The following is a 10,827-nucleotide window of genomic DNA, read 5'->3' as shown; positions in this document are numbered from 1 at the left end:
TGTTGCAGTGGTGGTCATTGTCTTCACTTCTCCGGAATCATCTCGATGGCATGGGCGGGGCACTGCTCGTAACAGGTGCCGCATCCGGTGCACTTCTCGTAGTCGATGCGGTAGCGGTGGCCTTTGCCGAGCTTGACGATGGCGTCCTCGGGACAGGCCCCGAAGCAGCCATCGCACTCGAAGCAGTTGCCGCAGCTCAGGCAACGGTTGGCCTCGAAGACGGCTTCCTGCTCGGTCAGCCCCTTAACGACCTCGTCGAAGTCGACGACTCGCTCGGCGGGGTCGAGCTCGGGTTCCACCTCGCGAGGGTGGTCGCCGAAGTACCACAGGTGGAGGTCGTCGAAGTGCACGACGGGATGCTTGACGCGCGGTACCGGACGCTGGTGGTTGAGCCAGATGTCGATCTGCTTGGCAGCCCGCTTGCCGTGGCCAACGCCGACCGTGACGGTGCGCTCCGAGGGCACCGCGTCGCCGCCCGCGAAGACTCCGGGAACATCGGTCATGAGGGTCTGGGGATCGACCTTGACGACATCGTCGTCGAACTGCATGCCGGGCACCCCGTGCAGGAAGCCGGTGTCGGCGACCTGGCCGACGGCCATGATGACGGTATCGGCGGCGAGCTTCTCGAAACGACCGGTGCCATGCGGCTTGCCGTCCTCGTCGAGCTCCATGATCTCGACCTCGATGTCTGGGCCGTGCATCTCGTTGATGGTGCGCAGCCAGTGCACCTGGACGCCCTCGCGCTCGGCCTCTTCGAGTTCCTCCTTGTGCGCTGGCATCTGGGCCTCGGTGCGACGGTAGATGATGACCGCATCCTCGGCACCCAGCCGCCGCGCTGTGCGCGCTGCGTCCATCGCAGTGTTGCCGGCACCGTAGACGGCGACCCGGCGCCCGATCACCGGCTTCTCGCCGCTGGCCACGCCGCGCAGGAAATCGACCGCATCGACCATATGGCTCGCGTCGGAACTGGGGATCTCGACGCGACGCGACAGATGCGCGCCCACTGCGACGAAGACGGCGTCGAACTCGCCCTCGCGTTGCTCGTCCATGAGGTCCTTGACGGGATGGTTGAGCACGATCTTGACGCCCAGCGCCTCGATCCGGGCGATCTCCGCATCGACGACTGCGCGGGGCAGCCGGTACTCGGGGATCCCGTAGCGCATCATCCCGCCGGCCAGCTGCCCGGCATCGTGGATCTCCACCTCATGGCCCAGCCTGGCCAGGTGATAGGCGGCGGACAGCCCCGCGGGGCCGGCGCCGATGACGAGCACCCGGCGTCCGGTCTGTGTCGCCGGGCGGTCGAACTGCCAGCCCCGCTCGATCGCCAGATCTCCCAGATAGCGCTCGACGGAGTGGATCGAGACCGGCTGGTCGAGGTCCTTGCGGTTGCAGGCGCTCTCACAGGGGTGATAGCAGACACGCCCGTGGATGGCGGGGAAGGGGTTGTCGCGCACGAGCTGGCGCCAGGCGGCCTCCTGGCCGTTCACCTTGACCAGCCGCAGCCATTCCTGGCAGTTCTCCCCGGCGGGGCATGCGTTGTTGCAGGGCGGGAGCAGATCGACGTAGACCGGCATGCGAGTACGTACCGGGCCCACCCGGCCGACTGCTGTCGCCAGGTCGGGGAGCGCTGTGATGTCGTGGCGTTCGGGAGTCATCGAAGGTTTTCCTCTACCTCATCTGTGTCACTGTGCAAGTCGAAGGATCCGGTGGGTCAACCTGGCTGCTGTGCCCGGTTCGACTGGCCGATGGCTCCTTGGCAGGTTCCCGACGGTGGGCTCGCTCCAAGAGGTCACGCCCTCGATGCTAGCTGGTTGGTCCTACCAATTGGTAGCTGGGTGGGCCGCAATGTGAGCGCGCACACTGGTGCCTGCGCGCCACAGCCGCCCAGCGTGTGGCCGCCAACCCATGGCCTTCGCCCGACGTGCGGCTCGGGGCCGGCAGGCTAGGCGCCGGGGGTCGCGAGCTTGTCGAGCGCCACCTCGAGACGGTCGAGCTTGGCCTTCATCTCCCCGCTGCGCCCGGGGCGGATGTCGGCCTTGAGAACCAGCGAGACGCGCGGCGCCACCGCGGCGACCGCCGCGCAGGCGTCGTGGATGACCGCCATGCACTCGTCCCAGCTGCCCTCGATGTTCGTGAACATGCTGTTGGTCTCATTGGGCAGGCCCGACTCGCGGACCACCTTGACCGCGGCGGCCACCGCGTCGTGGACGGAACCGTCCGGGTTGTCGTTCCCCATGGGGCTGATCGTGAATGCAACGAGCATGACCCCAGACTAGAGCCGGGCGATCCCGCTGGCACCCCCGTGGGTGCACCATCTCAGGGCACCCCCTGCGCGCCCCTCAGGGTGCAGCCTTGGGTGCGTGTGCGCCCCTCAGGGCACAGCCTTGGGTGCGTGTGCGCCCTCTCAGGACGGCGGCCTCGGGTACGTGCGCCCCTCTCAGGGCGCAGCCGGCACAGCGGAGGGCACCGCCCGGTGCTCATCGAGGTCGAGGACTTCGGGGCAGACCTCGATGAGTTCGGCATCGTGGGTGATGACAAGCACGGATGCGCCGCCGACGGCGGCCCATAGGTCGGTCATGACGGCCTTGGCCGTCTCGTGGTCGAGGTGCTCGGTGGGCTCGTCGAGGATGATGAGCTGCTCGGGGGACTGCGAGACGAGCACCCGCGCCAGGGCGAGCCGGCGGGCCTCTCCCCCCGACAGCGTGGCACCCTCCTCGCCGACCTCGCGGTGGGGATCCATCGCGCCGAGCCCGGCCAGATCCAGGGCCTCACGCACTGTCTCGTCACTGGCGTCCTTGTTGCCGATCCGCACGTTCTCGGCCACCGAGGTGGCGAAGATGTGGGCGTCCTGGGCGAGATAGCCGATCGCACCGGGGGCCCGTACGGTGCCCGCCTTGGGGTCGATGAGCCCCATGATCGTGGCGGCGAGGGTGGTCTTGCCCACCCCCGAGGTGCCGATGAGCGCGAGGCGCTCCCCCGGCCCGAGGCGAAGGCTCACATCCGTGACGACCGCCGGCCCCCCGGGCCAGCCGGCGTCCACATGCTCCAGCTGAAGCTCACGTCCTGTGGTCTCGGGGCCTAGCACCCGGTCACCGTGACCGACCGGAGGCTCGGCGAGCAGCGCTATCACCCGGTCGAGCGCGACGCGGGCCCGGGTGAAGGTCTGGGCGGACTGGCCCAGATCGCCGAAACTCTCGTGAAGCGCCAGCGGAGTGAGAACCACTACTGCCAGCGCCCGGCCGAGCAGCGCGCCGGAAGCCACCTCGGGTCCGGCGAGGAGCAGCGCGCCGACCACTGACAGGCCGCAGGCGAGCATCTGCCCGGCGCTGGCGATGCCCCGCGTCCAGGCTCCCCTCGCTTCGGCGGCGCTCAACCGCGCGTCGGTGTCACGCAGCGCCGTGAGCGCACCGGCCTGGCCTGCGTAGGCAACGAGTTCGGGTGCACAGCGCGCCACCTCGCGCACCTGCTGCGCCAGTTCGCCGCGCAGCGGAACGGCAGCCTCATCGGCACGCTGGCTGAGCCGGGCGCCGAGCCACGGCATGACGAGCCCGGCGAGCAGGCTCGAGGCGAGGACGACGATCGCCGCCGAGGGCGAGAAGATCGCGAGCATCGCGGCTGTGGCAAGGATCACAAACACTGAACTGACGAAGGGCACGACAACGCGCACCACGACGTCCATCACGGCATCGACGTCGGCGGTGGCCCGCACCAGCAGGTCGCCACGGCGCCGGCCCAGCAGGGTCGTTCCGGTGAGCTTGCCGTAGACCGTCTCGCGCAGCGAACCCTCCATGCGCAGCGCGAGATCATGACCGACCAAGCGCTCGAGATAGCGCCACACGGCGCGTCCGATACCGAAGAAGCGCACTCCGACGCTGGCCGCCAGGAGGTAGAGCACCGGCGGGTGCTCTGCCGCGCGGCTCAGCAACCAGCCCGAGACACTCATGAGCCCCACCGAGGAGGCGGTGGCGGCGAATGCCAGCGCGATGGCCACCACCAGCCGCCAGCGGCCCTTCGGCACCGCATCGAGCAGATGCCCCACAAGCCGGGAGACCCGCCGGGCGGTGGATGCCGAGGGGTCGAGTGCGAGACCTGAGATGTCGGCCGGCCCGGGCTCGGGTTCCGGCGCGCGCACGACGAGCGAGTGCGGGTGCTCGTCGGTGCCGAAAGCGAACTGGGTGCTCGTGGAGCGCCACTGCAGATCCTTGGGCTCGTGCCTGGTGGTATCTCGCGGCGGCGAGACTGGGGTCTGGGTGCCGAGCGGGTGGTCGTCCAGGGGCGCCACCGGGGCGACGACGTCGACGACGGCGTCCGCCTCCTCGATCATGGCCTCGCGATGGGAGACGACGAGCGCAGAGGCGCCGGTGGCGCGCACGGCAGCGATGGCCTGGGCCTCGGTCGTCTGGTCGAGTCCGGCCGTCGGCTCGTCGAGGACGAGCAGCCGGGCACCGCCCAGTTCGATCCGCAGCAGTGCCCGGGCCAATGCCACCCGGCGACGCTCCCCGGAGGACAGGCCCTCGGCCTCGTCGGCCACCTGGTGGTCAAGACCCAGCCGGGCACCGCCCGCCCTGTCCAGGGCATCACGCATCTGGGCCCGGCTGGCGCCGGGATGCCCCAGGACGAGATTGTCGGCAATGGTGCCGTTGAGCATTCCGGGGTCCTGTCCGACCCAGGCCAGCCGCGCCCGCCAACTGTCCATGTCGAGGCTGGCCAGATCGGCCTCGCCGACGAGCACGCGGCCGGCGCTGGGCGCCTGGAAGCCCAGGAGCACCGACAGGGCGGTGGACTTGCCGCCGCCCGAGCGGCCGCGCAGCACGACCACCTGACCGGGCTCAACCCGGCAGCTGAAGTGCGTCAGCGCCGGGGCTGCGGCACCCGGATAGCGCACCTGGAGATCCTCGAAGACGACCGGGACCCGTCCCGGATCGGGAGCCGGCGTGCTGGCGCCCACGATCTCGCGTTCACCGGCCTCGATGATCTCGAAGGCCTTCTCGGCAGCTGCCGTGCCGTCGGCGGAGTCGTGGAAGTGCACCCCCACCTGGCGAATCGGCAGGTAGACCTCGGGGGTGAGGATGAGGACGAACAGTGAGGTGCGCAGGTCGAAGGCCCCGTTGACGACGCGAAATCCCATGCTGACCGCCACGAGCGCCACTGAAATGGTGGACAGCAGCTCCAGGACGAAGGAGGACATGAAGGCCAGTCGCAGGGTCTTCATCGTCTCCGTGCGGTGGGCTCGTTCGGTGCTCCGCAGGCCCTTGAGCTGAGCCCTCGCCCGCCCGAAGACCTGCAGCGTGGGCAGGCCCGAGACCAGATCGGCGAAGTGATTGGCCAGCTTGGTCTGCACCGCGAAGCGGCGGCGCACCTGCTCCTGAGTGGCCAGCCCGATGAGGGCCATGAAGATGGGGATGAGCGGGATGGTGACGGCGATGATGAGGGTGCTCTCGAGGTCCTGGGTGAGAATCGCGACGCCGATGATGAGGGGCACGCTCGCCGCCATCATGAGTTGCGGCAGGTATTTCGAGTAGTAGCCGTCCAGGGCATCCAGGCCCTGCGTGACGAGGGTGATGAGGGTGCCGCTGGGATTGGAGGCATCGGTGGGATGCGCCAGCCGGGCCGTCATGATGTCGGTACGTAGCTGCGATTTCACCGCAGCGCAGGCCCGGTGGGCCAGCAGCTGGTTGAGCCAGTTGAGCCCCGCCCGGGCCCCGAAGACCGGCAGGAGAAGCAGGGCCGGGCCGAGAAGTCCGGCGGTGGAGTGGGTGTCGAAGACGCCGGCCACGGCATCGGAGATGAGCCGTGCCTGGATGAGCACGAGGAATGCCGTTGCGACGCCGACAAGGGCGACAGCCACCAGGAAGCCCCTGGTGGCTGTCGCCCTCTTGATGAGTCGCGGGTCGAGCGGTGCAGCCACTCAGAGCCCCCGGAGTGTGACGATCATGCCTGCACCTCGACGACATTCTCCTCGATGGGCTGCTGGGGCAGGTCCTTGACGCTGAGCCGCTTGCGCAGCACCCAGTAGCTCCAGACCTGATATGCGAGGACGATGGGGACCATGATGACGGCGAAGACCGTCATGAGCTGCAATGTCATGGGCGAGCTCGACGCCGTCACCATATTGAGCGGCCGGTTCGGGTCTGCCGAGACGAAGCCGAGCGTGCCGTAGATCTTCACGAAGATCATCGCGACCATGGCGATGACCGACAGCCCGGTCCCGCTGAAGGCCAGCACATTGCGCCCCCGCAGTTGGGCGAGCACGCCGAATGCCACCGCGGCGATGGCGAGCAGTCCGGTGAGCCACATGAGCACGGACGCAAGGGTGCCGGCGTATGGGTTCTCGCTGGCCGGGTAGACGATATTGCCCAGCAGCACGAAGGCCGCCACGACGACGACCGTGACCGGACCCAGCTTCTTGAGCAGGGACATCGCATCGTCGTGGACCTCACCGTAGGTCTTGATGCCCAGGAACATCGCGCCGTGCGTGATGAACAGCAGCACGAAGGTAACTCCGCCGAGCAGCCCGTAGAAGTTGAACAGGCTCCAGAATCCCCCGGTGAACAGGTTCGGATCGCCGTATGCCGCGCTCGTGTCAGGGGCGACCGGCAGCCCCCGGACGAAGTTCGCGAAACCGATGCCGAGCACGAGCGTGACGATGAACGAGCCGACTGTGCCGATCGTGTCGAAGGTGTCACGCCAGCGCGTGCTGGGGTGCTTGGCGCGGTACTCGAAGGAGATGCCGCGCAGGATCAGGCCCACCAGGACGAGGAAGAGAGGCAGGTAGAGCGCACTGAACAATGTGGAATACCAGCCGGGGAAGGCAGCGAACATGGCACCACCAGCGGTGATGAGCCACACCTCGTTGCCATCCCAGGTGGCCCCGATGCTGTTGATGAGGACTCGGCGGCGCTTGGGATCGCGTCCGAGGACCGGGTAGAGCATGGCCACGCCGAAGTCGAAGCCCTCGAGGAAGAAGAACCCGCACCACAGCACGGCGATGAGCAGGAACCAGACGACCTGCAGCGGGGTGGCACCAAGAGTGGCGGTTTGCAGGCTTGTCAGAGCGATATCAGTGAACATTGTGGTCTCCAGCCTCAGTACGCGAAGGATACGGGGGCGTCGGAGTCGTCATCGCTCGGTTCCACCGTCACGACTTCGGGCAGGCCCTCCTTGACGGTCTTGTTGAACAGGAAGAGCACGACGACTGCGATCACGCCATACAGGAGTGTGTAGAGCACCATCGTGGCCAGCACGACACCGGCGCTATTACCCGGGGAGGCCGCGGTCCAGGTGGGGAGCACACCGTAGACGATCCATGGTTGGCGTCCCATCTCGGCGAGGATCCACCCGGCGCTGTTGCCCAGCAGCGGCAGGAACGGCAGCCCCACCAGGGCCACCCGCCACAGCCTCGTGTCCCTCGGCACCCGTTCACCGCGAGTGGACACGAGGACGAGCAGGCCGATGAGGAAGGCCAGCACCCCCAGGCCCATCATCACCCGGAAGCTGTAGAACGAGACCCAGACATTGGGCACCGGTTCCACGGGCAGGGCGCGCAGCTGCTGAGCGAAGGATTTCTGCAGCTCGTTGACCGAGCCGTCGGGATTGATGTAGCCCTTCTCCAGGTACACATCGCGCAGGTCCTGGATGCCGTAGACCGTGGCATTGGGATCGTTGTGCGCCAGGATGCTGAGCACATAGGGAACGTCGAGGCTCCACACCTTCTTCGTGCCGTCGCTGGTGAAGACAGCCACGATGGAGAACGGCGCGCCAGAGGTGGTCTCGTACAGGCCCTCGGATGCGGCGAGCTTCATCGGCTGGTACTTGGCCTCGATCTGGCCCTGCCAGTGGCCGGATCCGAAAGTCGCCAGCGATGCGGCGATGAGCACCCAGGCGCCCAGCCGGGTGGCCCTGCGCCAGGTCTTGACGTCCTTGCTGTCGGCAGCCTCGAAGGCCTCGCTCGTGGGGCGGTGATGGCTCTTGATGAGCCACCAGCCCGCCACACCGCACAGCAGGCCTCCGCCGGTCATGAACGAGGCCGCGATGACGTGGGACGCGGTGCCCAGGAAGAAGGGATTGGTAGGCAAGGCCATGAAGTCGGTGAGCTCGGCGCGACCATTGCGGTAGACGGCGCCGACCGGATTCTGCATCCAGCTGTTGGCGGCGAGGATCCACAGCGCGGAGATGACCGTCCCGGCAGCGACCAGCCAGATGGTGGCCAGGTGAAGACCCTTCGACAGGCGGCCCCAACCGAAGATCCACAGGCCGATGAAGGTCGACTCGAGGAAGAAGGCGATGAGGGCCTCAAGGGCCAGCGGGGCCCCGAAGATGTCGCCGACGAACCGGGAGTACTCCGACCAGTTCATGCCGAACTGGAACTCCTGCACGATCCCGGTCACGAGCCCGGCGGCGAAGTTGATGAGGAAGAGCTTCATGAAGAACTTCGTGAGCCTCAACCACTCGGCGTTGTTCGTCCGCACCCAGACGGTCTGCATGATCGCGACCAGGAAGGACAGCCCGATCGTCACGGGCACGAAGAAGAAGTGGTAGACGGTGGTGATGCCGAACTGCCACCGCGCCAGTACCTGTGCGTCCATGTGTGCAAGGTAGCGCCTTGCCGGGCACCATGGGAGGGAATGAGCGAGGAGTTGGTCAGACCTTTTGTTCCGTCACCACGCAACTCACCTTCTGCTTCACCCGCCCGAGTAGCCCCCGCGGCATCCCCGAGCCGGGCTCCGGGGCTTATCGGGGGCGTCGTGCGACGTCAGTGCCAGTCCGGGCGTGCCCGGGCATGACGCCGGACAGGGCTGGGCGATGCCTGCGGCCCGGGTGCTCATCGGCGGGGCGTGTCGTGGGTCGTGCTACGAGCGCCCGGCAGGTGGGTGCTCATCGGCGGGGCAGCAGGTGGGCTGCGCCGCCCGCGGACAGCTCGGGCCACCGGTAGGAGGGCGCGCGGTTCAGCTCCGCCTGCCAGGGCGGGCAGGCCACCTTGCTGTTCATGTAGTGGACGAGCAGCTGGGCGGCGGCCCGAGCATCGCCCAAGGCGCTGTGGGCATCGACCAATCGGATTCCGGCGGCACGGCAGCAGTCCTCGAGCCGGCGGCTGGCCGGCTCGAGGAAATAATGGGACAACCGCATGGTGCACAGCTGCGGCATCCGCTCGCCAGGCAGCGGCACTCCCGCCCGGGTGAGCTCGGCGACGAGGAAGGGCACGTCGAAGGCGCAGTTGTGCGCCACCACGATGCGGCCGCGCAGCTGTTCGACGAGCTGGGGCGCGAGCTCGCCCATTGTCGGCGCGTCGGCCACATCGCTGGTGGTGATGTGGTGCACCCTCGTCGCCCCTACCATGCGCTGGGGATTGACCAGGGTCGTCCACTCCCCCTCCGGCTCGCCGCCCGCGCCGAGGGCCACGATGCCGATCTCGACGATCCGATCGCCCCTGGCCCAGGAGAATCCGGTGGTTTCGAGATCGAGCACTGCGTATCCGGGCATGGGCCGATTCTTCCACCGGGCACCGACACATCCCCCGTCATGACCCGGCGCCAACCCGGGCACAGCCCCAGCGAAGCCTCGTACGGGCTCGGTCCCTTCGGGGATCCGCCGGCGCTTTCCTGGGCCATCCCGCGCCGCGTCGACCCGACGGCATACTGTGCCGCCATGCCCCTGCGCCATAGCGAACCGATCGGCGTCGAATCAACCCTTGCCGCAGCTCGGCGGATGGCCACGGATGGCCGGCGTCGGCTCCTCGGCCTGACCGGCGCACCGGGATGCGGCAAGTCAACCCTCGCCGGGCAGCTCGCATCCCAGCTTCCCGGCCGCAGCGTCGTCGTGCCCATGGATGGCTTCCACCTGGCTGCGTCCGAACTCGATCGGCTGGGCCGGGCGGCACGCAAGGGCGCCCCGGACACCTTCGATGCCTGGGGCTTTCTGGCGCTCGTGCACCGCCTTTCGGGCAACACCGAGCCGGTCGTCTACGCTGCGCAGTACCGCCGCGATCTGCACAATGCGGTGGCCGGCGCGATTCCCGTGCCACGCGAGACCCCCCTCGTGATTCTCGAGGGCAACTATCTGCTCCTCGAGGAGCAGCCCTGGGCTCAGCTGCGGCCGCTGTTCAGCGAGCTGTGGTTCGTCGAGGTGGACGAGCGGACCCGGCTGGAGCGTCTCATCGCCCGTCACATCGCCACCGGCAAGACCGAACAGGACGCCAGAGCCTGGGCACTGGGGCCCGATGAGGCGAACGCCGCGCTCGTGCGCGCTACCCGAGCCAGGGCCGACGTGGTCGTGTGGCGGGACTGACCACCAGCGCCTGCGCCGGTGCTGGGCTGCGGGCGACCCGCTGGGCGGTGAAAACTCGCTGTGCCATCGCCGACGGGACGGTTGCCCGGCTCATTGCCTCTAGGCTGTCCCCATGACCAACCCGAGCAAACCCGAGGTGTCGCTGCCCGAATCCGCTCCCGATGACCTCGTCATCGAGGACATCCTCGAGGGCGAGGGGCCCGAAGCCGCCGCCGGCAATCTCGTCGAGGTGCATTACGTGGGCGTGGCACTGAGCACCGGCAAGGAGTTCGACTCCAGCTATGGACGCGGCGAGCCGCTCATCTTCCAGCTCGGCGTGGGCCAGGTGATCAGCGGCTGGGACAACGGGGTCCAGGGCATGAGAGTCGGCGGGCGCCGCAGGCTCGTCATCCCTCCCGCGCTCGGCTACGGGGCGCGCGGCGCCGGGGGAGTCATCGGGCCCGACGAGACACTGGTCTTCGTCTGCGATCTGGTCGGGGTGCACTGACCGCCCGGGGCTGACCGCGCCGCGCCGCGCTCAGGGCCCTTCGGGGTGCACTGCCG

General features: G+C 68.3%; 8 protein-coding genes and 1 pseudogene. 2 read left to right on the top strand and 7 right to left on the bottom strand.

Annotated elements, in window-relative coordinates:
* Positions 1–23: 23 nt before the first annotated feature.
* From BMX93_RS09010 to BMX93_RS08985, 7 genes and pseudogenes are all read right to left on the bottom strand, one after another.
* A complete protein-coding gene (locus tag BMX93_RS09010) occupies positions 24–1,655 on the bottom strand; it encodes an NAD(P)-binding protein (RefSeq protein WP_091970257.1) in 1,632 nt (543 codons plus the stop codon).
* A 287-nt stretch (positions 1,656–1,942) separates the two neighbouring features.
* Positions 1,943–2,263, bottom strand: coding sequence for a thiamine-binding protein (locus tag BMX93_RS09005; RefSeq protein ID WP_091970255.1), 321 nt, complete (start codon positions 2,261–2,263; stop codon positions 1,943–1,945).
* Between the two features lie 174 nt (positions 2,264–2,437).
* Positions 2,438–4,096 carry a thiol reductant ABC exporter subunit CydC gene (gene cydC / locus BMX93_RS13110; RefSeq protein WP_245725810.1) on the bottom strand — a complete coding sequence of 553 codons (1,659 nt, stop codon included), beginning with the start codon at positions 4,094–4,096 and terminating at the stop codon, positions 2,438–2,440.
* A 195-nt stretch (positions 4,097–4,291) separates the two neighbouring features.
* Positions 4,292–5,848, bottom strand: a pseudogene (gene cydD, locus BMX93_RS13325) (thiol reductant ABC exporter subunit CydD); the annotation flags it as partial.
* An 83-nt stretch (positions 5,849–5,931) separates the two neighbouring features.
* Positions 5,932–7,071 (bottom strand): cytochrome d ubiquinol oxidase subunit II, encoded by a 1,140-nt coding sequence (gene cydB, locus BMX93_RS08995; protein ID WP_091970252.1) that lies wholly within the window; start codon positions 7,069–7,071, stop codon positions 5,932–5,934.
* A 14-nt stretch (positions 7,072–7,085) separates the two neighbouring features.
* Positions 7,086–8,585: a cytochrome ubiquinol oxidase subunit I gene (locus BMX93_RS08990; protein ID WP_091970250.1), complete on the bottom strand. Its 1,500-nt coding sequence runs from the start codon at positions 8,583–8,585 to the stop codon at positions 7,086–7,088.
* 289 nt (positions 8,586–8,874) lie between these two features.
* Positions 8,875–9,480, bottom strand: coding sequence for a 3'-5' exonuclease (locus BMX93_RS08985; protein ID WP_177170159.1), 606 nt, complete (start codon positions 9,478–9,480; stop codon positions 8,875–8,877).
* 165 nt (positions 9,481–9,645) lie between these two features.
* On the opposite strand from BMX93_RS08985, the gene BMX93_RS08980 reads away from it, so the two are divergent.
* Positions 9,646–10,284, top strand: coding sequence for a nucleoside/nucleotide kinase family protein (locus BMX93_RS08980; protein WP_091970246.1), 639 nt, complete (start codon positions 9,646–9,648; stop codon positions 10,282–10,284).
* A 112-nt stretch (positions 10,285–10,396) separates the two neighbouring features.
* The gene (locus tag BMX93_RS08975) at positions 10,397–10,771 is read left to right on the top strand and encodes an FKBP-type peptidyl-prolyl cis-trans isomerase (RefSeq protein WP_091970244.1); all 375 of its coding nucleotides are present in this window, start codon (positions 10,397–10,399) and stop codon (positions 10,769–10,771) included.
* The last annotated feature ends 56 nt before the right edge of the window (positions 10,772–10,827 follow it).

This window comes from Propionibacterium cyclohexanicum, assembly GCF_900111365.1.
Classification (GTDB): Bacteria; Actinomycetota; Actinomycetes; order Propionibacteriales; family Propionibacteriaceae; genus Propionibacterium; species Propionibacterium cyclohexanicum.
This window is presented reverse-complemented; position numbering and strand designations above follow the sequence as displayed.